Annotated in this window: 17 protein-coding genes and 3 rRNA genes; 14 read left to right on the forward strand and 6 right to left on the reverse strand. The window is 66.1% G+C overall.

Going from position 1 to position 24,888, the window contains the following annotated elements:
- Positions 1–9: 9 nt before the first annotated feature.
- Complete coding sequence (locus AB5J62_RS04995) at positions 10–615, forward strand: hypothetical protein (protein ID WP_370946926.1); 606 nt, start codon at positions 10–12, stop codon at positions 613–615.
- A 36-nt stretch (positions 616–651) separates the two neighbouring features.
- Positions 652–1,242 carry a DinB family protein gene (locus tag AB5J62_RS05000; RefSeq protein ID WP_370946927.1) on the forward strand — a complete coding sequence of 197 codons (591 nt, stop codon included), beginning with the start codon at positions 652–654 and terminating at the stop codon, positions 1,240–1,242.
- Here the strand turns inward: AB5J62_RS05000 and AB5J62_RS05005 are convergent.
- Both AB5J62_RS05005 and AB5J62_RS05010 read right to left on the reverse strand, forming a co-directional pair.
- Entirely contained in the window at positions 1,239–1,781 is a 543-nt protein-coding gene (locus AB5J62_RS05005) for a methylated-DNA--[protein]-cysteine S-methyltransferase (protein WP_370946928.1), read from the reverse strand. The two genes, AB5J62_RS05000 and AB5J62_RS05005, sit on opposite strands and share 4 nt — an antisense overlap.
- Positions 1,782–1,785: 4 nt before the next feature.
- Positions 1,786–2,112 (reverse strand): VOC family protein, encoded by a 327-nt coding sequence (locus AB5J62_RS05010; RefSeq protein WP_370946929.1) that lies wholly within the window; start codon positions 2,110–2,112, stop codon positions 1,786–1,788.
- Positions 2,113–2,224: 112 nt separating this feature from the next.
- Between AB5J62_RS05010 and AB5J62_RS05015 the strand changes: the two genes are divergently transcribed.
- The 3 genes from AB5J62_RS05015 (at position 2,225) to AB5J62_RS05025 (ending at position 5,162) form a co-directional block, all read left to right on the forward strand.
- Positions 2,225–3,010 (forward strand): helix-turn-helix domain-containing protein, encoded by a 786-nt coding sequence (locus AB5J62_RS05015; protein ID WP_370946930.1) that lies wholly within the window; start codon positions 2,225–2,227, stop codon positions 3,008–3,010.
- A gap of 80 nt (positions 3,011–3,090) precedes the next feature.
- Entirely contained in the window at positions 3,091–4,530 is a 1,440-nt protein-coding gene (locus tag AB5J62_RS05020) for a S8 family serine peptidase (protein ID WP_370946931.1), read from the forward strand.
- Positions 4,527–5,162, forward strand: a complete 636-nt coding sequence (locus tag AB5J62_RS05025) for a VOC family protein (RefSeq protein ID WP_370946932.1) — start codon at positions 4,527–4,529, stop codon at positions 5,160–5,162. Before AB5J62_RS05020 ends, AB5J62_RS05025 begins: the two co-directional genes overlap by 4 nt.
- Before the next feature lie 174 nt (positions 5,163–5,336).
- On the opposite strand, the gene AB5J62_RS05030 is transcribed toward AB5J62_RS05025, so the two are convergent.
- Together AB5J62_RS05030 and secA2 are read right to left on the reverse strand one after the other, a co-directional pair.
- Entirely contained in the window at positions 5,337–7,058 is a 1,722-nt protein-coding gene (locus tag AB5J62_RS05030; protein ID WP_370946933.1) for an NAD+ synthase, read from the reverse strand.
- Between the two features lie 116 nt (positions 7,059–7,174).
- A complete protein-coding gene (gene secA2 / locus AB5J62_RS05035) occupies positions 7,175–9,502 on the reverse strand; it encodes an accessory Sec system translocase SecA2 (protein WP_370946934.1) in 2,328 nt (775 codons plus the stop codon).
- Between the two features lie 103 nt (positions 9,503–9,605).
- Here secA2 and AB5J62_RS05040 point away from each other — a divergent pair, with 103 nt between their 5' ends.
- Positions 9,606–11,213, forward strand: a complete 1,608-nt coding sequence (locus AB5J62_RS05040; protein WP_370946935.1) for an alpha/beta hydrolase — start codon at positions 9,606–9,608, stop codon at positions 11,211–11,213.
- 38 nt (positions 11,214–11,251) lie between these two features.
- On the forward strand, positions 11,252–12,832 hold the full coding sequence (locus tag AB5J62_RS05045) for an alpha/beta hydrolase (RefSeq protein WP_370950187.1): 1,581 nt from the start codon (positions 11,252–11,254) through the stop codon (positions 12,830–12,832).
- Here AB5J62_RS05045 and AB5J62_RS05050 read toward each other — a convergent pair.
- The gene (locus AB5J62_RS05050; protein WP_370946936.1) at positions 12,829–13,470 is read right to left on the reverse strand and encodes an LppX_LprAFG lipoprotein; all 642 of its coding nucleotides are present in this window, start codon (positions 13,468–13,470) and stop codon (positions 12,829–12,831) included. The genes AB5J62_RS05045 and AB5J62_RS05050 overlap by 4 nt on opposite strands.
- A gap of 91 nt (positions 13,471–13,561) precedes the next feature.
- Between AB5J62_RS05050 and AB5J62_RS05055 the strand changes: the two genes are divergently transcribed.
- The 6 genes from AB5J62_RS05055 to rrf all read left to right on the forward strand — a co-directional run bounded on the left by AB5J62_RS05055 (position 13,562) and on the right by rrf (position 23,306).
- Complete coding sequence (locus AB5J62_RS05055; RefSeq protein WP_370946937.1) at positions 13,562–14,833, forward strand: MFS transporter; 1,272 nt, start codon at positions 13,562–13,564, stop codon at positions 14,831–14,833.
- A 36-nt stretch (positions 14,834–14,869) separates the two neighbouring features.
- Entirely contained in the window at positions 14,870–16,213 is a 1,344-nt protein-coding gene (glnA, locus tag AB5J62_RS05060) for a type I glutamate--ammonia ligase (protein WP_370946938.1), read from the forward strand.
- Between the two features lie 19 nt (positions 16,214–16,232).
- The gene (locus AB5J62_RS05065) at positions 16,233–17,774 is read left to right on the forward strand and encodes an amidase (RefSeq protein ID WP_370946939.1); all 1,542 of its coding nucleotides are present in this window, start codon (positions 16,233–16,235) and stop codon (positions 17,772–17,774) included.
- A gap of 402 nt (positions 17,775–18,176) precedes the next feature.
- Positions 18,177–19,692 (forward strand): 16S ribosomal RNA (locus tag AB5J62_RS05070).
- 291 nt (positions 19,693–19,983) lie between these two features.
- Positions 19,984–23,101, forward strand: a 23S ribosomal RNA gene (locus AB5J62_RS05075).
- Between the two features lie 88 nt (positions 23,102–23,189).
- A 5S ribosomal RNA gene (rrf, locus tag AB5J62_RS05080) occupies positions 23,190–23,306 on the forward strand.
- The 16S, 23S and 5S rRNA genes sit together here, the layout of an rRNA operon.
- Before the next feature lie 585 nt (positions 23,307–23,891).
- Here rrf and AB5J62_RS05085 read toward each other — a convergent pair.
- Complete coding sequence (locus AB5J62_RS05085; RefSeq protein WP_370946940.1) at positions 23,892–24,332, reverse strand: Lrp/AsnC family transcriptional regulator; 441 nt, start codon at positions 24,330–24,332, stop codon at positions 23,892–23,894.
- 112 nt (positions 24,333–24,444) lie between these two features.
- Here AB5J62_RS05085 and AB5J62_RS05090 point away from each other — a divergent pair, with 112 nt between their 5' ends.
- A complete protein-coding gene (locus tag AB5J62_RS05090; RefSeq protein WP_370946941.1) occupies positions 24,445–24,882 on the forward strand; it encodes a rhodanese-like domain-containing protein in 438 nt (145 codons plus the stop codon).
- Positions 24,883–24,888: the final 6 nt, after the last annotated feature.

Consider the following 24,888-nt stretch of genomic DNA (forward strand, 5'->3'; position numbering starts at 1 on the left):
ATTGTGCACGTGCAGTCGGCTCGGGTGTTGGCGGTGGCCCTGCTCGGCATCGGGATGCTGGGCTACGTCGCGTGGGTGCTGGAGTTCTTCCTGCCCACCGGGCTGTCGCCGATCCACGTCAGAGTCGAGCACCTCTATCTGGACAGCCAGCGGTTCGGGCCGCTGTTCAAGTACGTCCAGATCTTCGCGGGCGGCGCGCTGATCCTTTCGGGTCTGCCGCTGATGCGATTGTCCCCGTTGCACTGGCTCGCCAGGCTCACCGCGGCCACGGTCGCGCTGCTCGGGGTCACCGTGGTGGCGGGCGCGCTGTTCCCGCAGAGCCCGTGGGTGACGCTGCTGACGAATCTCGTCTTCGTGGTCGGCGAGGCTTCGCTGGCGCTGTGGTGGCCGCCGGGCTGGCGGGCGTCGGCGTTCATCGGGTTGCTGCTGGTGCTGGCGACGTGGCTCGGGGTGCTGCTGCTCGACTCGCTCGGGAGCGGCCAGTACGTCGGGCTCGTGACCAGGCTGCAGATGGTCCTGCGGGCCGTGCTGCTCGGGATCGGCGCCGCGTATCTCTTTCGTGACCGGCACATGGTCAGCGCAAATGGCCGATCGGCGGATTTCGCGGGCGGCTGATGCCAAGATGCTCCTCACCATATCTGGGAGGAAGACATGGCAGGAAACGTTGGGCCGGTCGCCGATGAGCGCGACGGCCTGCTTCAGTTCGTCGCGCAGCAGCGGCTGGTCATCCGGACCGCGGCCTACGGGCTGACCGACGAGCAGGCGCGGGCGACACCGACGTCGAGCACGCTGAGCGTCGGTGGCCTTATCAAGCACGTCTCGGAGGTCGAAGACGGCTGGATCGACATCGTGCTTCAGAAGCCGATCAAGCCGGCTGCGGATTCGCAGGACGACTACGCGAACGGGTTCCGCCTGCTCGAGGACGAGACGCTCGAAGGTGTCCTTTCGCGCTACGAAGAGGTCGCGCGGCGCACCGAGGAGGTCATCGCGGGCATCGAGGACCTCGGACAGGCGGTTCCGGTACCGAAGGGCATCCCGTGGTTCCCGCCGGACATCGAGGCCTGGTCGGTGCGCTGGGTGCTGCTGCACCTGATCCAGGAGACCGCGCGCCACGCCGGGCACGCGGACCTCGTCCGTGAGCACATCGACGGCGCGACCGCGATGCCGCTGCTGGCCGCCGCCGAGAACTGGCCGGAGACGCCGTGGATGAAGCCGTGGAGCCCGGCTGACGCGACGAGCTAGAACAGCGTCGGCTCGTCGGCCAGCGCGCCCTCGATCACGAGCATCCGCCGTTTCGTGCTTACGCCGCCCGGTGCGGAGAAACCGCCGTCCTTGCCGCCCGCGGCGAGGACGCGGTGGCACGGAACGACGATCGGCACGGGATTGCGGCCCAGCGCCTGGCCGACGGCCTGCGCCGAGCCCGGCATGCCGAGCTCGTGTGCGATGTCGCCGTAGGTGAGCGTCTTGCCCGGCGGGATCCTGCGCGCGATCTCGTAGACCCGCTGATGGAACTCCGGCACGCCGCCGAGGTCGACGACGACGTCCGCGAGGTTGTTCGGCGTTCCGGTCAGCAAGTTGACGATGTCGTCGATGGCCTTGCGGACGGCGTCCGGCGGTTCCAGTTCGGGCGCGCCGAGCCGAGCGAGGTGGGCGCGGGTCTTGGCCTCGCTGCTTTCCGGCAGCCAGACGCCGACGATCCCGCGCTCGCCCCACGCGATCCCGCACGAGCCGATCGCCGTGCCGAACATCGCGCATCCCAGCACGTCGGTGGAGTCAGGCATGTGTTCAGGCTACGAGACAGAACGGGTGGCCGTCGGGATCGGTGAGCACGACCCATTCGGTGCCACCAGGCTGGAAATCGGGCTTCGCCGCGCCGATCGCGAGCGCGTGTTCGGTCGCTTCGGCAAGGTTGTCGACCGTGAAATCGAAATGGACGTGTTTGGCGCCCGGCCAGCCGGGGCCTTCGTAGCCGTCCAGCTCCTGGAAGCCGAGGTCGATCGAGCCGTTGCTCAACGTCGTGCCGTCGAGTTTCCAGCCGGTGAGCCGCTGGTAGAAATCGGCGAGTTTGCCGGCGTCGGCGCAGTCGAGGGTGATCGTGGTCGAGGTGAGCATCGCGCCACTCCTTCTCTGTCGAGGTGGCATCAGCCTGCTTAGCCCGGCCCGCGGAGTATTGAAGATCTTTGCGGCCCCGGAACTGTCGGGCCCCGCGGGTAGCTTGCGCGCCATGCGCACGGCCGTCGAAATCGCACGCCGACCTGGGTTCTCCGTCTCGACGGTGACCTGTCATGACGACCACACGCGCTGGTCGGCGCCAGAACCCGGCGGCCGTTTCGGCGTGGTGCTCGCCCGGCGTGGCCGGTTCCGCCGGCGCGCCGACGGCCGAACCGCGGACGTCGACACGACCTCGGCCTACTTCAGCACCCCGGACGCCGAAGAGCAGTTTGCGCATCCCGACGGCGGTGATGTCTGCACTTCGCTCGAATTCACCCCGGAGTTGTGGCGGTCGATCGCGGGGGAGCACGTGGCCGCCCGCGCGATCTACGTCGACGCGCGCGTCGAACTGACCCATCGGCGCCTGCTGCGTGCCACGGAGGACGTCGACTACGCGCTCGCGGAGCACTTGGTCCGGCTGCTCGTGCTCGCGGTCGGCGCGGAGCCGCCCGAGCACACGGACGCGCGTTTGGTCGCGTCGGCGCGCGAAGCGGTCCTCGCGGACCATCCGGCCGCGTTGGGCCTGGTGCCGCTCGCCGAGCACTTCGGGGTGTCACCGTTTCGGCTGAGCCGGGCGTTCTCCCGGGCGACCGGGGTTTCGCTGACCAGGTATCGCAATCGCGTACGTGTCAGCCGTGCGCTCGACCGGCTCGCGGCTGGGGACACCGCGCTCGCGCAGCTGGCGGCCGAACTCGGGTTCGCCGATCAAGCCCATCTCACGCGCACGATGCGCGAGCACAGCGGCCATTCGCCCATGGCCGTGCGCAGGCTGCTTACGACCAACGGCGGCTACCGGTGACCGGCGAACTCAGTAGGTTCGGGTGAGCGAAATGCCGGTATCCGGGAGGGGTCTTCGTGGGACACAGGTTCAGTGGAACGTTGCGAGCCGCCGTGGCGGTGTCGCTGCTCGGAGCGGGATTGGCGGTGCCGTCGGTGGCCGCCGCCGCGCCCGACGAGCAGGCGGTGAGCCTCACCAGTGAACCCGCGGTCGCCGAGGCGCCCGGCACGCTCGTGACACCGTTCGTCGTGGTGACCGGCGCGAACCGGCTGCGGACGTGGTGGGCCGAACGCGCCGTAAGGCAGGCCGGTGGCACCGTCGTGTCGTCGTACCCGCAGGTCGGCGTCGTCGTTGCGTACTCCGCGAAGGACGATTTCGCGGCGAAGGTGCGGCACGTGCCCGGTATCGACGCCGTCGGCGCGACGCGCACGGCGAAGATCCCGGTCGAGTTCTTCCGCCCGCGTACGGACGTGAAATACACGGGCCCTGGTTCGACGGCGGTCCCGCCCGCCGAGGGCACCGCGTGGGACGCGCCCGCGCTCGGGCTCGACAAAGCGCACGAGGTCACCCAAGGCAGCCGAAAGGTCGTCGTCGGGGTGCTCGACACGGGCGTGGACGACACCCACCCGGATCTTTCGGGCGCTTTCGACCGTCGTAACTCGATCTCGTGCTTGTCCGGCTGGGCCGACCGCAGCGTCAACGCCTGGCGGCCGACGCTGGACGGTCACGGCACACACGTCTCCGGCACCATCGCGGCCGCGCGGGACGGCGCGGGCGTCGTCGGTATCGCGCCGGGAGTCCGCCTCGCCGCGGTGAAACTCGCCGAGACCGACGACCACGAGGCGCCCGAAGCCGTCGTCTGTGGTTTCGTCTGGGCCGCCGAACACGGCTTCAGCGTCGCGAGCAACAGCTACCGCACGCTGCCCTGGTACTACGCCTGCGACAACCAGATCGACCAGGCCGCGATCAAGCTCGCGGTGGGTCGTGCGGTCGCCTACGCGCAGCGAAAAGACGTCCTCGTCGTCGCTTCCGGCGGCAACGCGGGCATCAACCTCGACAAGCGGACCGTCGACACCGAAAGCCCGGTCGACAGCACCCCGGTCAGCCGCCCGATCGACCCGAGCTGCATCCGCCTCCCGCACGAGCTGCCGGGCGTCGTCGGCACCGGCGCGCTCGACGAGAAGCTCGCGAAGGCCAGTTTCTCCAACTACTCGGCCACCAAGATCGCGGTGTCCGCGCCGGGCGTGCGCGTCTGGTCGACCTGGCCGGGAGGGCAGTACCGGACCGCGAGTGGCACGTCGATGGCCGCGCCGCACGCGGCGGGTGTCGCCGCGCTGATCGCGAGCACGCATCCGTGGTGGAGCGCCGACCGCGTCAAACGCGCGCTGCTCTCCGGCGCGACGCCGATGCCGTGCCCGGCACTGTACGACCCGAACGGCGACGGCAAGCCCGACGCCGTGTGCGAACCGGCGCGTACCGGCAACACGTTCTACGGCGCCGGGGTCGTCAACGCGGTCACGGCGGTGGGCGCGAGACCATGACGACGACGGCCACGATGCCTCTCGACCACCTGGTCTACGCGGGCCCGGATCTGGCGGACGCGGTCATCCGCCTCACCGAGCTGACCGGCGTCGCCCCGGTGCCCGGCGGCAGCCATGTCGGACTCGGCACGGCGAACTACCTGGTCGCGCTCGGCGGCCGCGCGTATCTCGAGATCATCGGCCCTGACCCGGCGCAGCCGGAGCCCGAGCACCCGCGCCCGTTCGGCATTGACGCGCTCACCGCGCCGAAGCTGGTGGCCTGGTCGGTCCGGACACCCGCGATCGACCAGGTCATCGCCACCGCACGGGCACGGGGTTTCGACCCGGGCGAGGCGCGCGCGATGTCGCGCCGCGCCGCGGACGGCGAGTTGCTGTCGTGGCGGCTCACCTGGTCCGGCAAGGGCGGCGGGCTGGTCCCGTTCCTGATCGATTGGGGCGGGACGCCGCATCCGACCAGCCGCCCGCTGCCGGAGATCCCGTTGCTCGCCTTCACCGGCGTCCATCCGCAGCCCGCACGCGTGCATCGCGCTTTGCAGGCGCTGGGCCTCGAACTGCTCGTCCGGCCCCATCACGAACCGGGACTGGTCGCGGTAATGGAGAGCGCCACCGGCGCCCCGATCGTGCTCACCTGAGCCCGGAAAACGCGACGACGCCGTTCCCCGTGGCCCGCTCGGCCAGGATCACGACCGCGGGGAACGCACACAAAACCGGCCCGGTTTTGTCGTACCCCGGCCGTACCGTGGATTTCGGGGGATCTTCGGGAAGGCGTGAATGTTCCCTTCATGCCTTCCCGAAGACCGTGAGCGTCAGTTTTCGCCTTCGCGCCAAGCGTTCGTGATCGGCAGCCGTCGGTCACGGCCGAATGCCTTGAACGTGATCTTGGTGCCCGGCGGGTACTGGCGGCGCTTGTATTCGGCCCGGTCGACCATCCGCACCACCCGGTCGATCGTCTCGGGATCGAACCCGGCCGCGATCAGGTCCGCGTACCCGCGGTCGCCCTCGACATAGTCGTCGAGGATGTCGTCGAGCAACGCGTAGTCGGGCAGCGAGTCGGTGTCGACCTGGCCAGGCCGCAGCTCGGCCGACGGCGGCTTGGTGATCGAGTTCTCCGGGATCGGCGGCGTTTCGCCGTGCTTCTCGGCCTCCGCGTTGCGCCAGCGCGCGAGTTGCCACACGTGCGTCTTGAACACGTCCTTGATCGGCGCGAACCCGCCGACCGCGTCGCCGTAGATCGTCGAGTAGCCGACCGCGAGCTCGGTCTTGTTCCCGGTCGCCAGCACCAGATGACCGTCCGAATTGGACAACGCCATCAGCAGCATCCCGCGCGTACGCGCCTGGATGTTCTCCTCGGCCAGCCCGGTCAGCCCCAGCTGCGAGACGTACGCGTCGACCATGTCCGCGACGGACTCCTCGCGGAAGTGCGCGCCGATCCGCCGCGCGAGGTCGGAGGCGTCCGACTTCGAGTGCTCCGACGAGTACTTCGAAGGCATCGAAACGCCGTACACGTTGTCGCCGCCCAGCGCGTCCGCGGCCAGCGCGGCCACCACGGCCGAGTCGATCCCGCCGGAGAACCCGAAGATCACCGACTGGAACCCGTTCTTGTGCACGTAGTCGCGCAGACCCACGACCAGCGCCGACCACACCTCGGCCTCATCCGAGAGCGGCTCGCTGATGACAGGCTCTTTCGAAGCTTCATAAGCCGGAATCGGCTCTTCGCTCAACACCTTGCGCCGCACGTGCAGCCCGGCGAGGTCACCGTCGCCCGCGTGCCCGCCCGCGGTCAGGTCCATGTCGAGCACGAGCAGGTGCTCGACGAACTGCGGCGCCCGCGCCAGCAGCGTCCCGTCCGCGCCGACCACGAGCGAGTCGCCGTCGAACACGAGATCGTCCTGCCCGCCCACCTGGTTCGTGTACACCAGCGGCGCACCCGCCTCGGCGGCCCGCCGCGCGATCAGCGGCAACCGGATGTCGTCCTTCGCGCGTTCGTACGGCGACGCGTTCGGCGCGACCACCAGGTCGACACCCGCCTTGCCCAGCGCCGACACCGGCCCGCCGTCCTGCCAGATGTCCTCGCAGATGACCATGCCGATGTCGAGCCCGTGATACCGCACGACATCCAGCGTCTCGCCCGGCTTGAAATACCGGTGCTCGTCGAACACGCCGTAGTTCGGCAGGTGGTGCTTGAACTGCCGCGCGACCACCTCGCCGCGATACAACGCGGCCGCGGCATCGCGCACGCCTGCCTCGTCGAGGTCCAAATAGCCGACGTACGTCAGCACTTCGCCGCATCCGGCGTCGTCCAGACGCACGGCGAGCGCCTCGAGTGCGCTTTTGGACGCTTCCGCGAAAGTCTTGCGCAGAGACAGATCTTCGACCGGGTAGCCGGTCAGTGACATCTCTGGGAAGACCACCAGATGCGCGCCGGCTTCCGCGGCTTTGCGAGTCCACTCGACGGTGAGTTCTGCGTTGCCGGTGATGTCCCCGACAGTGGTGTTGACCTGGGCCAAGGCGATGCGCAGCTGCGACATGCGCACATTCTCGCTCAACCGCGGGCGTCCGCACGACCGGACGTGCCCAACCTCTCCGCCTTAACAATAAACAGGGGCGCCCGCTCGGCGGACGCCCCTGCTTCAGACCGAAAACCCTACTTGCGCTTGATCAGCGAGCGCACCTTCTTGAGCGTCTGCTCGAAGTCGGAGTCGAACGGGTTGTCGTGCACCAGGTAGGTCCACGTCGTGTTCGCGCGCCGCACGCCCGCGTCGGCCAGATCGATGCCGTCGTCGGTGATCTCGGCCTCCACCAGCGTCTTCGCCGCGCGGGCCGCCGCCTCCGGGATGATCTTGTGGAACTCCGGGATCGCCGCGCGGTGGAACTCGTCGAGCGGCGTCTCCCGCGCCAGCGCACGCAGGTGGATGCTCTCGCGCACGTCGGTCAGGTACGCGAGATGGTCCGACCACAGCTGGTCGATGTGGTAGAGCAGCACCTCGCGGCAGATCTGCTCGACCTTGGCGGAATCGTCGACCTTCTCCGCGAGCTCCTTGTACTTCTCCGGCTCGTCGGTCTCCAGCCCCTCGGCCGCCAGCGCCGTCCGCAGCACCTCGTCGCGGTGCTTGAGCAGATCGCCGCGCTGCCGCTCGATCAGCCGCGTGTAGCGCCAGGTGTTCCGGTGGATCTCCAGGTCGACACCCTCGGCGACACGCTGCGCGTGGTCGATCTGCCGGTGTGCCGCGTCCGCGGTGATCTCGCCGTTCTCGTCGGTGTTGATGCCTTCGGGGATGTCCGGCGCGTTCGACAGCACGAGTTCGTCGTTCAGGCTCGCGAAGAACACCGCGCTGCCCGGGTCGCCCTGGCGTCCCGACCGGCCGCGCAGCTGCCCGTCGAGCCTGCTCGACGGGTACCGCGCCGTGCCGATCACGTGCAGCCCGCCCAGCTCGGCGACCTCCTCGCGCCCGGCGCCGTCCTTGCCGCCCAGCCGGATGTCGGTACCGCGGCCGGCCATCTGGGTCGACACGGTCACGGCGCCCTTCTTGCCCGCGTCCGCGATGATCGACGCCTCCTCGGCGTCGTTGCGCGCGTTGAGGACGACGCATTCGAGGTCGACCTTGGCCAGCTTCTCGGCCAGCTCCTCGGACTCCGCGACGTCCTGCGTGCCGACCAGGATCGGGCGGCCCGTCTCGTGCACCTTGCGGATCTCCTCCTCGATCGCGCGCAGCTTCTGCGACGGCGAGGCGAAGATCCGGTCGGCCTGGTCCTCACGGACGTTCTCGGTGTTCGGCGGGATGACCGCCACTTCCAGCTTGTAGAACTCGCGCAGCTGCTCGGCGACCGCGACCGCGGTACCGGTCATGCCCGCGACGTCGGGGTAGCGCGCGAGCAGCGCCTGCACGGTGATCGAGTCGAGGATCTCGCCCCGGTCGGTCGCCGCGACCTGCTCCTTCGCCTCGACGGCCGCCTGCAGGCCGTCCGGCCAGCGCTGCAGCTCGGCGACGCGGCCGCGCGCGGCGTTGATCAGCTGGACCTTGCCGTCACGCACGATGTAGTCGACGTCGCGGGTGAGCAGCGCGTGCGCGTGCAGCGCGACGTTCACCGCGGGCAGCCGGTCCGAGGCCGCCTCGTTGAACAGGTCGTCCACCTCGATGCCCAGCGACTTCGCGACGACCGAGGCGCCCGCGTCGGTCATCCAGGCGTTGCGGCCGTCGGAGTCGGTCTCGTAGTGCAGGCCCAGCCGCAGCCGCCGCACGATGTTCGCGACCTCTTCGTCGGCGTCGGTGTGGTCGATCGACCCGGCCATCACCAGCGGCACGCGTGCCTCGTCGACCAGCACGGAGTCCGCCTCGTCGACGATCGCGATCTCCGGCTCGCCCTGCACCAGGTCGTCGACGTTCGTGACCAGCCGGTCGCGCAGCACGTCGAAGCCGATTTCGGCGACCGCGCCGTAGGTGACCTCGGACGCGTACGCCTGCTTGCGCTCCTCGCGCGAGTGCGACGGCTCGATCCAGCCGACCGAGACCCCGAGCAGGTCGTAGATCGGCTTCATCCACTCGGCGTCACGACGGGCGAGGTAGTCGTTGACCGTGACCACGTGCACCCGCTTGCCGCGCAGCGCGTACCCGGCGGCGGCCAGCGCGCCGGCGAGCGTCTTGCCCTCACCGGTGTCCATCTGGACCACGTGCCCGGTCAGCAGGCCGATCGCGCCGAGCAGCTGCACGTCGAACGCGCGCTCGTCGAGTGCCCGCCTCGCCGCCTCGCGGCCCAGCGCGCAGATCTCGATCAGCTCGTCGTCCCCGGACTTCCCGCCTTCGCGCAGCTCAGCCGCGCGTTCGGTCAGTTCCGCGTCCGAAAGCTTCGCGAGCTCGTCTTCGAGCTTCTCGATCGCCGGAACCAGCGGTTCGTATCGGGTCAGCTCGATGCTGCCCGGCCGCTGAATGATCCGGCGCAGCCGCTTGCCAACCCGGCTGATCAGTGCTGCCACCCCTGGTCTCCTGTCTGTGCTCTCGCTCACCGGCCGACCGACCCGTTCCCACAACGCAGTGGTGGTGCGTTTTGGTTCCGCGACCGGATGGCACGATCAAACCGTGCCCATACCCACCCGCACCAGGTCCCGTTCCCGCCGAGTCGCCGTCGCGCTGCTCGCGCTGGCGCTCAGCGCGTGTTCGCCGGGCACTCCGACCACACCGCCCGCGCCGGAGACCGAGTCACATGGTCCGGTCGGGCCGGTGCCGCCAGGGCTGGACACCTTCTACGCGCAGAGCGTGACCTGGGGCGACTGCGCACCTTACGCGACTTCCAGCGACGCGAAGTCCGCATTCCGGGTGAAGGGCGTCCAGTGCGCGTACCTTTCGGTGCCGCTCGACTACGCGAAACCCGACGGCGACAAGATCCGGCTCGGCCTGCTGCGCCGGAAGGCCACCAAAACGGACAACCGGATCGGCTCGCTGGTCATCAACCCGGGCGGGCCCGGCGCGTCCGGCATGACCGCCGCGGCCGGTCTGGCGAGCAAGGTCAAGGGTGAGCTCGCCGAGCGTTTCGACTTCGTCGGGTTCGACCCGCGTGGCGTCGGCGCCAGCGAACCGCAGGTCAAGTGCCTGACCGACACCGAACGCGACGCGGAGCGCGCCGACGACCTCGAGGCCGACGGTTCACCCGAAGGTGTGGCCAAGCAGGAAGCCGAGGAGAAAGACTTCGCCGCGAAGTGCGCCCAGCGCACCGACAAGGGCGCCGCGATGCTCGCCAACGTCGGCACCCGTGACGTCGCGAAGGACATCGACATCCTCCGCTCGGCGCTCGGCGACAAGAAACTCACCTATTTGGGCTACTCGTACGGCACGCGGATCGGCTCCACGTACGCCGAGACGTTCCCGGCCAACGTCCGCGCGCTGGTGCTCGACGGCGCCGTCGACCCCGAGCAGGACGCCGTCGAATCACTCGTCGGGCAGGGCCGGGGCTTCGGCAAGGCGTTCGACGAATTCGCCAAGTGGTGTGCCGCGCGCCAGGACTGCTCGCTCGCGAAGGACCCCGCGAAGGCGACGAAGGCGTATCAGGACCTCACCCGCCCGCTGATCGACTTCCACGTGCCCGTCGCCGACGGCCGGAAACTGTCGTACGAGGATGCGACGATCGGCACGATCCAGGCGCTCTACGGGAAGGACTTCTGGGAGCCGCTCAACGCGGCGCTGGGCGAACTCAAACTCCAGCGCGGCGAGACGCTCATGAAGCTCGCCGACATGTACAACGAACGCGACGACCAGGGCAAATACCAGGCGACCCAGGACGTCTTCACAGCCGTGCGCTGCGTCGACGACCCGCGTGTCACCGACCCGGAGGTCATCCTCAAGGCACAGCGCGAGTACGTGAAGGTCGCGCCGTTCCTCGATGACGGCCGCCCCGAGTCGGCCGCGCGCGACGCGTGCGCGTTCTGGCCGGTGCCGAACACGATGCAGCCGCACCAGCCGAAGGTCGACGGCCTCGCCCCGACGCTGGTCATCTCGACCACGAACGACCCGGCGACGCCGTACGACGCCGGCGTCAACCTGGCCAAGGGGCTCAAGGGCGGCCTGCTGACCTTCGAGGGCACCCAGCACACGGTCTTTCTGCAGGGCGTGTCGTGCGTCGACAAGGCGGGCACGGACTACCTGGTCAACGGCACTTTGCCCGCGGAAGGCACGCGCTGTTCGGCCGGTTAGCCCGGATCGAACGGACCGGCTGGGATGATCTGCGCGTGATGCTTCCTCGTCGTGTCCTCGCGTCCGCCGCCGTCTGCCTGTTGCTGACGGCTTGCTCGAATGCGCAGGTCGGCACGCCGAACGCGCAGCCGGTGCCGCCGTCGCCTGCGCCCACGCCGGACGCGAAGTCGCTCGAGAAGTACACGACGCAGAAACTCGCGTGGGGCGAATGCGCGGCGTTCGCGGGCGGCGACGCGTCCGCGGAGAAGGTGCTCAAGGACAAGAAGTTCGAATGCGCGCACCTGACCGTGCCGCTCGACTACGCGAAGCCGGACGGCGACGTCATCAAGATCGCGGTGCTCCGGCACCGGGCGAGCAAGCCGGACCAGCGGATCGGCTCACTCGTCACCGACCCGGGCGGTCCCGGCGGGTCCGGCGTGCGCTCGGCGGCCGGGCACGTCCAGCGCGCGCCCGAATCGGACATCGTCCAGCGCTTCGACCTGGTCGGCTTCGATCCGCGCGGTGTCGGCGCGAGCGAGCCCCGCATCAAGTGCCTGACCGACGCGGAGCGCGACGCCGACCGCGCCGAGGACTCCGAAAGTGACAATTCGCCCGCCGGCGTGGCCAAACAGCTCGCCGACGCGAAGGCGTACGCCGACAAGTGCGCCGAGCGGACCGAACACGGCAAGGACATGCTCGCCAACGTCGGCACCCGCGACGTCGTGCGCGATCTGGACATCCTGCGCGCTGCACTCGGCGACGAAAAGCTCACCTACCTCGGCTACTCGTACGGAACGCAGATCGGTTCCGCGTACGCCGAGGCCTATCCGGCCAAGGTGCGCGCGATGGTGCTCGACGGCGCCGTCGACCCGGCACAGGACACCGCCGAGTCACTCGTGCTGCAGATGGCCGGCTTCCAGAACACCTTCAACGAATTCGCGAAGACCTGTGTGACCAGGCCGGACTGCGCGCTCGGCAAAGATGCGGCCGGTGCGACGAAGGCGTTCCAAGACCTGGTCAAGCCGTTGATCACGAAGCCGGTCCAGGTCGGCGCCCGCAAGCTTTCGTTCGAAGACGCCATCACGGGCACCCTCGCCGCGCTCTACAGCCAGGCCGCGTGGGGCTTCCTCAACGAAGGCCTCGCCAACCTCACCCGCGGCAACGGCCAGAACCTGATCCAGCTCGCCGATTCGTACTACGACCGCGGCCAGGACGGCACCTACGCCGGGATCATCGACGTCTACTACGCCGTGCGCTGCGTCGACAGCCCGCGCGTCACCGATCGCGCGAAAATCGATTCCGCGCACCAGCGCATGCTCCAGGGCGCGCCGATACTCGACGGCGGCACCCCGGACATGACCGAACTCGACATCTGCGCGGCCTGGCCGGTGCCCGCGACCTCGCAGCCGCACACCCCGAAGGCCGACGGGCTCGCCCCGACGCTCGTCATCTCCACGACCAACGACCCGGCGACGCCATATCAAGCAGGCGTGAATCTCGCGAAGGCGCTGGGCGGCCGCCTGCTCACCTTCGAAGGCGCCCAGCACACGGTCTACCTGCAGGGAAACCAGTGCGTGGACAAAGCCGCGTCGGCGTACCTGATCGACGGAACGCTGCCCGCCGACGGCATTCGCTGCTAACGCCAGGTCAGCCCGAGCTCGAGCATCACGGGGCCCCGGTGCGCCGCGACCTCGGGCACCTGGACCCACATCCGGGTGAGCTCGTGCGACGGCGTGTCCGCGACCCAGATCTTCGCGATCACGTCGGCCTGGATACCAGGGATCAGGGCCGAGATCGTCGCGCGCGGGATCTTCCCGCCGATCCGGTACGCGAGCGTCCCGCCCGGGTTTTCGCGGCCTTCCGTGCGCAGGTCCGTCGCGCTGGTGAGCAGCGCGCGCAGGCGTGCCACGACCATGTCCGGCCGATACGTGGCGGGCATTTCGGTCCGCACCCCGGCTTGATCGGTCGTCTGTAGCTTTTCGCCGGAAAGCACATAGTCGAGCTGCTGCCGCTGCGAGGACACCTGCAGGTCGGCGTGCCCGCGCGCGGAACCGTCCGCCGCGACCTCGCCGTCGATCTTCCGCACGCCGAATCCCGGGATCTCGCCGCTGACCCCGAGCGCGAACCGCACGGCGCGCTGACCTCGCAACGTCGCGGCCGACTCGGTCACCAGCCGAGTCCCGTCAGGCAGCGGGCCACTGGTGTCGAACGTCGCGGTGCAACCGCTGATCAGGCAGGCGACCAGCACGAACACTGGCCCGAAAGTGCGGCGAAGCATGAGGCAAAGCCTAGACTCGTGGCCGGATCCTTGCGCATAGTGGCTCTCCAGCCACTTTCGCGGGTTTTCACCCCGAACGAAACTCGATGCCGTGCAGCTGACCACTTCGCGCCCCAAGGTCCACCGAGCGTGGATCATCGCGGGCGCCGCGTTCTTCGCCTTGCTCGCCGCCGCGGGCTTCCGCGCCGCGCCCGGCGTGCTCATCGATCCGCTCCACGAGGAATTCGGCTGGTCACGGGCGACGATCGCGTCCGCCGTCTCCGTCAACCTCGTGCTCTACGGCCTGTTCTCGCCGTTCGCGGCCGCGCTCATGGAGCGGTTCGGCATGCGCCGGGTCGTCGCGACCGCGTTGTTCGTCGTCGCGATCGGCGCAGGCGGCACGGTGTTCATGACCGCCAGCTGGCAGCTGATCCTCTGCTGGGGCGTGCTCGTCGGCGTCGGCACCGGCTCGATGGCGATGAGCTTCGCCGCGACCGTCGCCGCGCGCTGGTTCGTGCGCAGCCGGGGCACGGTCACCGGCATCCTGACCGCCGCGGGCGCCACCGGGCAGCTGATCTTCCTGCCGATCGTCGCGAAACTCGCGATCGGCGAAGGCTGGCGCACCGCGTCGCTGGTCATCGCGATCGCCGCGCTGGCCGTGGTCCCGCTGGTGCTGCTGGCGATCCGAGATCACCCATCCGATCTGGGCATCGGTCCCTATGGCGTGGACGAGCCTGCCGAAGTGCCCGAGCGCAGGCCCGGATCGGCCAAACGCGCGTTGACCGTGTTGTTCTCGGCCGCCCGTACCCGCACGTTCTGGTTGCTCGCCATCGGCTTCGCGATCTGCGGCGCGACCACCAACGGCCTGGTCAGCACCCACTTCGTGCCGGCAGCGCACGATCACGGCATGCCGCAGACGACCGCGGCCGGGCTGCTCGCGCTGGTCGGGATCTTCGACGTGTTCGGCACCATCGCGTCCGGCTGGCTGACCGACCGCGTCGATCCCCGCATCCTTCTCGGCGTTTATTACGCGCTTCGCGGCATCTCACTGGCGCTGCTGCCGGGGCTGCTCAGCGACTCCGTCGAGATGAGCACCTGGGCGTTCATCATCTTCTACGGCCTCGACTGGGTGGCGACCGTGCCGCCGACGGTCGCGCTCTGCGTCCGCCAATTCGGTGAAGCGGGCCCGATCGTGTTCGGCTGGGTCTTCGCGTCACATCAGCTCGGCGCGGCGATCGCGGCGTTCGGCGCCGGCGCCATCCGCGATCATTTCGGTGACTACGCCGTTGCCTGGTACATCGCCGCCGGCCTGGCGATTCTCGGCTCGCTGGCGTCTATTTCGATTCGGAAGGCGAACACGTCAGTGGCCGTCGGAGTGTCGTGAAACATGCCGTTAACAAGTGCCCTCTAGGGTGCGGCCATGGATCGCCAGCAGGAGTTCGTGCTGCGCACTTTGGAAGAGCGCGACATCCGATTTGTCCGTCTTTGGTTCACCGACGTGCTCGGTTTCCTCAAGTCAGTGGCGGTCGCACCCGCTGAACTCGAGGGCGCCTTCACCGAAGGGATCGGCTTCGACGGCTCCGCCATCGAAGGCTTCGCACGGGTGGCCGAGTCGGACATGGTCGCCAAGCCGGACCCGGCGACCTTCCAGGTCCTGCCTTGGGAGACCCCCGACGGCGGCCCCTACTCGGCGCGCATGTTCTGCGACATCACGATGCCCGACGGCTCGCCCTCCTGGGCCGACCCGCGGCACGTGCTGCGCCGCCAGCTCTCGAAGGCCGCCGAAGCCGGTTTCACCTGCTACGTCCACCCCGAGATCGAGTTCTTCCTGCTGTCGAACCTGCCCGACGACGGCTCCGAGCCCGAGCCCGCCGACAACGGCGGCTATTTCGACCAGGCCAGCCACGCCACCGCGACGCACTTCCGGCGTCACGCGATCGAGACGCTCGAAGCCATGGGCATCTCGGTCGAGTTCAGCCACCACGAAGGCGCGCCGGGGCAGCAGGAGATCGACCTCCGGTACGCCGACGCGCTGACCATGGCCGACAACGTGATGACGTTCCGTTACGTCGTCAAGGAGGTCGCGCTGACGCAAGGCGTCCGCGCGACGTTCATGCCGAAGCCGTTCACCGACCAGCCCGGCTCGGGTATGCACACCCACGTGAGCCTGTTCGAAGGCGATCGCAACGCGTTCTACGACGCTGAGGATCCTTACGAGCTTTCCGAAACGGGCAAGGCCTTCGTAGCCGGTCTGCTGACCCACGCCAAAGAGATCTCCGCGGTCACCAACCAGTGGGTGAACTCCTACAAACGCCTGATCAGCGGTGGTGAGGCACCGACGACCGTGTCGTGGGGCCGCTCGAACCGCTCCGCGCTCGTCCGCGTGCCGATGTATTCGCCAGGCAAGGCGTCCTCGCGCCGGGTGGAGATCCGCACGCTGGATTCGGCGTGCAACCCGTACCTCGCGTACTCGGTGATCCTCGCGGCCGGGCTCAAGGGCATCGAAAAGGGCTACGAGCTCCCGCCGCCTGCCGAGGACAACATCTGGCAGTTGTCGGACGCCGAGCGCCGCGCCGCCGGTTACTCCCAGCTACCGCAGAACCTGGGCGAGGCGCTGTCGGAGATGGAGAAGTCGGAGCTGCTGCCCGAGGCGCTCGGCGAACATGTCTATGACTTCTTCTTGCGCAACAAGCGGGTTGAGTGGGACAACTATCGCAGCGCCGTGACTCCTTACGAGTTGCGCACACTGCTACCGGTTCTCTGACAAAGGAGGGCGACGGGAATTGCGAAAAGTCGCACTGCTCGTCGCCCTTCTTTCGTTCGTGAGCATGGCGCCCGCTTCGGCGAGTGGCCTCGGCTTCGACCTCGACTCGGCGACGATCCCGGACCTGCAGGCCCGAATGGCCCGCGGCAAGCTCGATTCCGTCCGCCTGACGTCGGCTTATGTCGATCGCATCCACGCGATCGACCCCAAGGTCCGTTCGATCCTCGTGGTGAACCCCGCCGTCCGCGCCGAAGCGGCCGAGAGCGACGCGAGGCGGCGCACCGGACGGCTGCGCGGCCCGCTCGACGGCATTCCGGTCCTGCTCAAGGACAACATCGACACCCGATCGATGGACACGACCGCGGGTTCGCGCGCGCTGCGGGCCAAGCCGACCGCCGACGCGGTGCTGGTCAAGCGCCTGCGAGCGGCCGGCGCGGTCATCCTCGGCAAGGCCAACCTGTCCGAATGGGCCAACTTCCGCGCCGCGAAGCCGACTTCGGGCTGGTCGGGTGTCGGCGGGCAGACGCACAACCCGTATGTGCTCGACCGGAACCCGTGCGGTTCGTCGGCCGGGTCCGCCGCGGCCGTCGCCGCGTCGCTCGCCCAGGTGGCGATCGGCAGCGAGACCGACGGCTCGGTCGTGTGCCCGGCGGGCATGACCGGCACGGTCGGCCACAAACCGAGCCTGGGCTTGGTCAGCCGCACGGGCGTGGTGCCCATCTCCGCGGAACAGGACACCGCAGGCCCGATGGCGAGGTCGGTCGTGGACGTCGCGATCACTCTTTCCGCACTACAAGGCCGGGATCACGCCGACCCCGCGACCTGGCGATACCCGGTCACCCAACCGCGTGATTACGCCGCACTTCTGAGGCCGGACGCGTTACGCGGAGCACGCATCGGCCTGTGGCGGCTGCCTGTGCTCGGCCCGGATGTCGACGCGGTCATGTCGCAGGCGGCCGAGGTGCTGAAGCGCAGGGGAGCGACCGTCGTCGAGGTCGACCTGCCGTACCAGGCACGCCTCGCCGAGCTGGAGTTTCCCGCGCTGCTGACGGAGTTCCACCGGGACATCGACAAGTACCTCGCCGGGCGCCCCGATGTGCCGCGCGACCTTGCCGCGCTGATCGCCTACAACCGGTCCGACCCGCTGGAACAGACCTGTTTCGCCGGGCAGGAGCTGTTCGAGCAGGCACTCGCCGCGCCCGGTCCGGACGATCCCGCCTACCGCGCGCAGCGCGCCGAGCTCACCGACCTCGCGAAACGCTCGATCGACGAGGTCGTCGCGAAGTACCGGCTCGACGCCATCGCCGCCCCGACCAATCCGCCCGCGTGGAAGACCGATTGCGCCACGGGTGACAACGACGTGATCCCGTCGTCCACGCCCGCGGCGGTCGCGGGCTACCCGGCGGTGACCGTGCCCGCCGGATTCGTCGGTCCGCTTCCGGTCGGGATCTCGTTCATGGCGGGGCGGTGGGCGGACGCTCGAGTGCTCTCACTGGGTGCCGCTTATGAACGCGCGGCGAACGCCCGGCGGGCCCCGAACTACCTTCCCACCATCGGATGACTTGACGCCTACGGTCTGACCTGCGGCGATGGCGTTAAGTGACCCCCCTGTTTTCGGGGGTTTCGAGGCATGTAAAGTTCTCCAAGTCGCCAGGAACACCGGGCCGGCGGGGCCGCAAGCCCCGAGCAGGACCGGAGGCGCCAGGGCCGAGCGGAGATTTGACACCGCGAATCGGACCGGGTAACGTTCAGCGTCGGCCCACGAGCGGCCGCCCACTCCCTACTAACATAGTAGGTACGGGCATGGCTCGACCAAAGTTTAGATGAATATCGCTTGAAGCAATTCAGTGTGTTGCTTGAGAACTCAACAGTGTGCTAGTGAACTAAGCCAGTAGAGCTTATTTATTGAACCTCGTTTGAGGTTCCTTTGAGAGCAAGTATTTTGCCTCGATTAAACTATTCATTGTTGGAGAGTTTGATCCTGGCTCAGGACGAACGCTGGCGGCGTGCTTAACACATGCAAGTCGAACGATGAAGCCTTCGGGTGGATTAGTGGCGAACGGGTGAGTAACACGTGGGCAATCTGCCCTGTACTTTGGGATAAGCCTTGGAAACGAGGTCTAATACCGGATATGACTGCGCATCGCATGGTGTGTGGTGGAAAGCTCCGGCGGTACAGGATGAGCCCGCGGCCTATCAGCTTGTTGGTGGGGTAATGGCCTACCAAGGCGACGACGGGTAGCCGGCCTGAGAGGGTGACCGGCCACACTGGGACTGAGACACGGCCCAGACTCCTACGGGAGGCAGCAGTGGGGAATATTGCACAATGGGCGCAAGCCTGATGCAGCGACGCCGCGTGAGGGATGACGGCCTTCGGGTTGTAAACCTCTTTCGCCAGGGACGAAGCGTAAGTGACGGTACCTGGATAAGAAGCACCGGCTAACTACGTGCCAGCAGCCGCGGTAATACGTAGGGTGCGAGCGTTGTCCGGAATTATTGGGCGTAAAGAGCTCGTAGGCGGTTTGTCGCGTCGGTTGTGAAAACTGGAGGCTTAACCTTCAGCGTGCAATCGATACGGGCAGACTTGAGTTCGGTAGGGGAGTCTGGAATTCCTGGTGTAGCGGTGAAATGCGCAGATATCAGGAGGAACACCGGTGGCGAAGGCGGGACTCTGGGCCGATACTGACGCTGAGGAGCGAAAGCGTGGGGAGCGAACAGGATTAGATACCCTGGTAGTCCACGCTGTAAACGGTGGGTGCTAGGTGTGGGCGACATTCCACGTTGTCCGTGCCGTAGCTAACGCATTAAGCACCCCGCCTGGGGAGTACGGCCGCAAGGCTAAAACTCAAAGGAATTGACGGGGGCCCGCACAAGCGGCGGAGCATGTGGATTAATTCGATGCAACGCGAAGAACCTTACCTGGGCTTGACATGGACAGGAAACATCCAGAGATGGGTGCCCCCTTGTGGTCTGTTCACAGGTGGTGCATGGCTGTCGTCAGCTCGTGTCGTGAGATGTTGGGTTAAGTCCCGCAACGAGCGCAACCCTTATCCTACGTTGCCAGCGCGTTATGGCGGGGACTCGTGGGAGACTGCCGGGGTCAACTCGGAGGAAGGTGGGGATGACGTCAAGTCATCATGCCCCTTATGTCCAGGGCTTCACACATGCTACAATGGCTGGTACAGAGGGCTGCGATACCGCGAGGTGGAGCGAATCCCTTAAAGCCGGTCTCAGTTCGGATCGCAGTCTGCAACTCGACTGCGTGAAGTCGGAGTCGCTAGTAATCGCAGATCAGCAACGCTGCGGTGAATACGTTCCCGGGCCTTGTACACACCGCCCGTCACGTCATGAAAGTCGGTAACACCCGAAGCCCATGGCCCAACCCGCAAGGGGGGGAGTGGTCGAAGGTGGGACTGGCGATTGGGACGAAGTCGTAACAAGGTAGCCGTACCGGAAGGTGCGGCTGGATCACCTCCTTTCTAAGGAGCACAACACATCCCGGGTTTAAGCGCCTGGGAGTGGCCAGAGTTTAGAAGACACACGTTCTTCTGCTCCGGTTGCTCAAGGAATTGTGGAACTACTGGTTTATGTGTGCTCGCGGTGATGATGCCGCCGGTTAGTACTGCGGAGCTTGCTTCGCGTGGAACGCGGGTGGTCGGATTCGGGTGGGTTTCATGTTCGCTGGCACGCTGTTGGGTCCTGAGGCAGCACGCTGGTGTTGTTTCTGGTGTGGTGTTTGAGAACTGTAGAGTGGATGCGAGCATCTTTGTGGTCAAGTTTTTAAGGGCACATGGTGGATGTCTAGGCTTCAGGAGCCGATGAAGGACGTGGGAGGCTGCGATATGCCTCGGGGAGCTGTCAACCGAGCTGAGATCCGAGGATTTCCGAATGGGGAAACCCAGCACCAGTTATGTGGTGTTACCCGCATCTGAATATATAGGGTGTGTGGAGGGAACGCGGGGAAGTGAAACATCTCAGTACCCGTAGGAAGAGAAAACAACCGTGATTCCGTGAGTAGTGGCGAGCGAAAGCGGATGAGGCTAAACCGTGCACATGTCAAGCTGTCAGGCGTTGTGTGTGCGGTGTTGTGGGACCCGCCTTGAAGATTCTGACAAGTCTTCGGAGGCACGTTGCAGTTAGTGGAACTGTTTGGGAAAGCAGACCGGAGTGGGTGAGAGTCCCGTACGCGAAAACTGTGATTGTGTTTCTTGGTGGTGTTCCCGAGTAGCAGCGAGCTCGTGGAATTTGCTGTGAATCTGCCGGGACCACCCGGTAAGCCTAAATACTTCCTGAAGACCGATAGCGGACTAGTACCGTGAGGGAAAGATGAAAAGTACCCCGGGAGGGGAGTGAAAGAGTACCTGAAACCGTGTGCCTACAAGCCGTCAGAGCCTTCGGGTGATGGCGTGCCTTTTGAAGAATGAGCCTGCGAGTTAGTGCTGCGTGGCGAGGTTAACCCGTGTGGGGTAGCCGTAGCGAAAGCGAGTCTGAATAGGGCGATTTTAGTCGCGTGGTCTAGACCCGAAGCGGAGTGATCTACCCATGGCCAGGGTGAAGCGACGGTAAGACGTCGTGGAGGCCCGAACCCACTTAGGTTGAAAACTGAGGGGATGAGCTGTGGGTAGGGGTGAAAGGCCAATCAAACTCCGTGATAGCTGGTTCTCCCCGAAATGCATTTAGGTGCAGCGTCACATGTTTCTCCACGGGGGTAGAGCTACTGGATGGTCTAGGGGCCTTACCGGGTTACCGAAATCAACCAAACTCCGAATACCGTGGTGTGAGAGTGTGGCAGTGAGACGGCGGGGGATAAGCTTCGTCGTCGAGAGGGAAACAGCCCAGAACACCAGCTAAGGCCCCTAAGTGTGTGCTCAGTGGGAAAGGATGTGGGATTGCCCAGACAACCAGGAGGTTGGCTTAGAAGCAGCCACCCTTGAAAGAGTGCGTAATAGCTCACTGGTCAAGTGGTCCTGCGCCGACAATGTAGCGGGGCTTAAGCACACCGCCGAAGCTGTGTCATTCATACAATACATCGGCTTCCATCTTCGGGTGGTTGTCTAGTGGTGTGGATGGGTAGGGGAGCGTCCTGCATCCAGGGAAGCGGCGGCGGAAGCCAGTCGTGGAGGGTGTGGGAGTGAGAATGCAGGCATGAGTAGCGAATGCAGAGTGAGAAACTCTGCCGCCGGATGACCAAGGGTTCCTGGGCCAGGCTAATCCGCCCAGGGTAAGTCGGGACCTAAGGCGAGGCCGACAGGCGTAGTCGATGGACAACGGGTTGATATTCCCGTACCCGAGCATGTGCGTCCCTGATGAGGCGGTTGATACTAACCACCCAAAGCGCAAGCTGAAGCCTTCGGGTGAATGTTTGTTGTGGAGCGTGGGATCTGATTCCGTAGTAGTCAAGTGATGGGGTGACGCAGGAAGGTAGCTCCGCCAGTGAATGGTAGTACTGGTGTAAGCGTGTAGGCCGGAACATAGGCAAATCCGTGTTCCATGAGGCTGAGACGTGATGCGTAGCCGATTGAGGTGAAGTAGAGTGATCCTATGCTGCCGAGAAAAGCCTCTAGCGAGTGCATGCACGGCCCGTACCCCAAACCAACACAGGTGGTCAGGTAGAGAATACTAAGGCGATCGGGTGAACTGTGGTTAAGGAACTCGGCAAAATGCCCCCGTAACTTCGGGAGAAGGGGGGCCAAACACCTTGAAGCCTTTTACAGGCTAGGGGTGGGTGGCCAGAGACCAGCGGAAAGCGACTGTTTACTAAAAACACAGGTCCATGCGAAGTCGCAAGACGATGTATATGGACTGACGCCTGCCCGGTGCTGGAACGTTAAGAGGACCGGTTAACTCCCTTTGGGGGTGAAGCTGAGAATTTAAGCGCCAGTAAACGGCGGTGGTAACTATAACCATCCTAAGGTAGCGAAATTCCTTGTCGGGTAAGTTCCGACCTGCACGAATGGCGTAACGACTTTCCGGCTGTCTCAACCACAGGCCCGGCGAAATTGCACTACGAGTAAAGATGCTCGTTACGCGCGGCAGGACGGAAAGACCCCGGGACCTTTACTATAGTTTGGTATTGGTTTTCGGTTCGGCTTGTGTAGGATAGGTGGGAGACTGTGAAGCGATCACGCTAGTGGTTGTGGAGTCGTTGTTGAAATACCACTCTGGTCGAATTGGGAATCTCAACCTCGGACCATGATCTGGTTCAGGGACAGTGCCTGATGGGTAGTTTAACTGGGGCGGTTGCCTCCCAAAGAGTAACGGAGGCGCCCAAAGGTTCCCTCAGCCTGGTTGGCAATCAGGTGTTGAGTGCAAGTGCACAAGGGAGCTTGACTGTGAGACAGACATGTCGAGCAGGGACGAAAGTCGGGACTAGTGATCCGGCACCACCTGGTGGAAGGGGTGTCGCTCAACGGATAAAAGGTACCCCGGGGATAACAGGCTGATCTTGCCCAAGAGTCCATATCGACGGCATGGTTTGGCACCTCGATGTCGGCTCGTCGCATCCTGGGGCCGGAGTAGGTCCCAAGGGTTGGGCTGTTCGCCCATTAAAGCGGCACGCGAGCTGGGTTTAGAACGTCGTGAGACAGTTCGGTCCCTATCCGCCGCGCGCGTAGGATACTTGAGGAAGGCTGTCCCTAGTACGAGAGGACCGGGACGGACGAACCTCTGGTGTGCCAGTTGTCACGCCAGTGGCATGGCTGGTTGGCCACGTTCGGAAGGGATAACCGCTGAAGGCATCTAAGCGGGAAGCCTGTTCCAAGATGAGGTATCCCACCCCCTTTGAGGGGTTAAGGCCCCCAACAGACCATTGGGTTGATAGGCCAGAAATGGACGCACAGTAATGTGTTATCGAGTTGACTGGTACTAATAGGCCGAGGGCTTGCCCACAAAAATGCTTCGCATCCACTCTACAGCTCTGAAACCCCACACCCGGGCCAGCTAGATCGGCTCGTGACGGTGTGTTGTTTCGTAGTGTTTCGGTGGTTATAGCGCCAGGGAAACGCCCGGTCCCATTCCGAACCCGGAAGCTAAGCCTGGTAGCGCCGATGGTACTGCAACCGAAGGGTTGTGGGAGAGTAGGACGCCGCCGAACTCAACATAAGCCCGGCCCCGGTCGAGAACCCCCAAGGTTCTCCCGGGGCCGGGCCCTTTTTCATACCCAAAACCCGCCGGCACCCCCGCGGCCGCGGGTACCCAGACGGACGACACGCGTCCATGAACGGACGACACATGTCCATGGATGGACGACACTCCGCAGGCGGCGCGTCGCGAGACCTGGAGAGTCGGGACGCGTGCCTGGAGAGTCGCCGCGCGTACCTAAGGGGTCGGCACACGTACCCAGAGAGTCGGGACACGTACCCGGGGCGTCGGCACGCCCAGTCCCACGCCCGGACACCTCGTGTCGTCCGTCCATGAACGCGTGCCGTCCGGCTGTGCACGCGTGCCGTCCATCCAGGCACGAGTCCCGACTCCCCAGGCACGCGTCCCGACCCTCCGGGTACGCGAGCCGACCCTCCGGGTACGCGAGCCGACCCTCCGGGTACGCGAGCCGACTCGTTGGGTACGGGTGCCGACTCTCTGGGTACCTCGGCCCACCACCTCGGAGCGGGTGTTTGCTGCTCGCGTACGCGTCTTTGCCGATCCCGCACGAGTGTTTACTGCGGGCGGGGGTCGGTGGTCAGGGGCGGGTTATGGGGCGTTGGCGGACGGGGGAGGAGAAGATCAGGGAGGTCGTGGTTTCGCCGTAGCGTTGGGCGCGCTCGATGAAGGACTCGAGGTCCGCGGTCGTGGCGCAGGCGACGCGGAGGAGCCAGCATTCGTCGCCGGTGATGTGGTCGGCGCTGACGACCTCCTTGAGAGGGAGGATGGTCGAGCGGAAGCGAGGAGTGTCGAGGCTGCGGACCCGGGCTCGGACGATCGCCTCTATGGGCAGGCCGAGTTTGCCGGTGTCGACCGAGGCCGCGTAGCCGGTGATGATGCCGCGGTCCTCCAGGCGGCGGACGCGCTCGGTCACGGCCGGGGCGGACAAAGACACTCGGCGGCCGAGTTCGCTGAAGGTGAGGCGGCCGTCGGACTGGAGTAGGTCCAGGAGCTGCCAGTCGATGTCGTCGAGGTCCACCTTTGAAACTCCTGTCCTCGGCGGCGATCTGCCTGGGAATTCGCGGTCGAAGCCCGCCTAGAGCTGGGAAAAGTCATGTCTGACCGACCATGGCCGGCGGCAGGATTGTGTCATGACCTTCGCATCCAGAGTGCTCGCTCAACCGGCTCCGAGTCCGGAAGCGTCCGTGGCCAAGTACTCCGCCGAACTCGCTTTCGAGGTTGATCCGGACGACCTGCACCGTGACTTGATCGCGGGTAGGCAAGAGGGTTACGTCGTGGTTGAGACGAGGGTGCCGGAAGCGTTCCACGCCAAGCGGATACCTGGGGCGATCAACCTGCCGTATCGCGAGACGACCGCGGAGAGCACCGCCGAGCTGGACCGTTCGCTCGTTTACGTGTGCTACTGCGAGAGCTTCCAATGCAATGCAGCCACCAAGGGGGCTCTTAGGCTCGCCGAGCTCGGGTTCAGCGTCAAACGGCTTGCCGGGGGTATCAAGGCTTGGGGTGAGGCGGGATATCCGACGGAGTCGACGCCGTTCGCGGTGGCGGGGCCTGTTTGCGGGTGTTGAGGTCCG

The sequence above is a fragment of the Amycolatopsis sp. cg5 genome, from assembly GCF_041346955.1.
In the GTDB taxonomy this organism is placed as follows: domain Bacteria; phylum Actinomycetota; class Actinomycetes; order Mycobacteriales; family Pseudonocardiaceae; genus Amycolatopsis.

Excerpts from the sequence above, each read along its gene's own strand:
- AB5J62_RS05000 (WP_370946927.1), top strand. The coding sequence starts at position 652 with ATGGCAGGAAACGTTGGGCCGGTCGCCGATGAGCGCGACGGCCTGCTT.
- AB5J62_RS05005 (WP_370946928.1), bottom strand. The coding sequence starts at position 1,781 with ATGCCTGACTCCACCGACGTGCTGGGATGCGCGATGTTCGGCACGGCG.
- AB5J62_RS05010 (WP_370946929.1), bottom strand. The coding sequence starts at position 2,112 with ATGCTCACCTCGACCACGATCACCCTCGACTGCGCCGACGCCGGCAAA.
- AB5J62_RS05015 (WP_370946930.1), top strand. The coding sequence starts at position 2,225 with ATGCGCACGGCCGTCGAAATCGCACGCCGACCTGGGTTCTCCGTCTCG.
- AB5J62_RS05025 (WP_370946932.1), top strand. The coding sequence starts at position 4,527 with ATGACGACGACGGCCACGATGCCTCTCGACCACCTGGTCTACGCGGGC.
- AB5J62_RS05030 (WP_370946933.1), bottom strand. The coding sequence starts at position 7,058 with ATGTCGCAGCTGCGCATCGCCTTGGCCCAGGTCAACACCACTGTCGGG.
- AB5J62_RS05045 (WP_370950187.1), top strand. The coding sequence starts at position 11,252 with ATGCTTCCTCGTCGTGTCCTCGCGTCCGCCGCCGTCTGCCTGTTGCTG.
- AB5J62_RS05050 (WP_370946936.1), bottom strand. The coding sequence starts at position 13,470 with ATGCTTCGCCGCACTTTCGGGCCAGTGTTCGTGCTGGTCGCCTGCCTG.
- glnA (WP_370946938.1), top strand. The coding sequence starts at position 14,870 with ATGGATCGCCAGCAGGAGTTCGTGCTGCGCACTTTGGAAGAGCGCGAC.
- AB5J62_RS05090 (WP_370946941.1), top strand. The coding sequence starts at position 24,445 with ATGACCTTCGCATCCAGAGTGCTCGCTCAACCGGCTCCGAGTCCGGAA.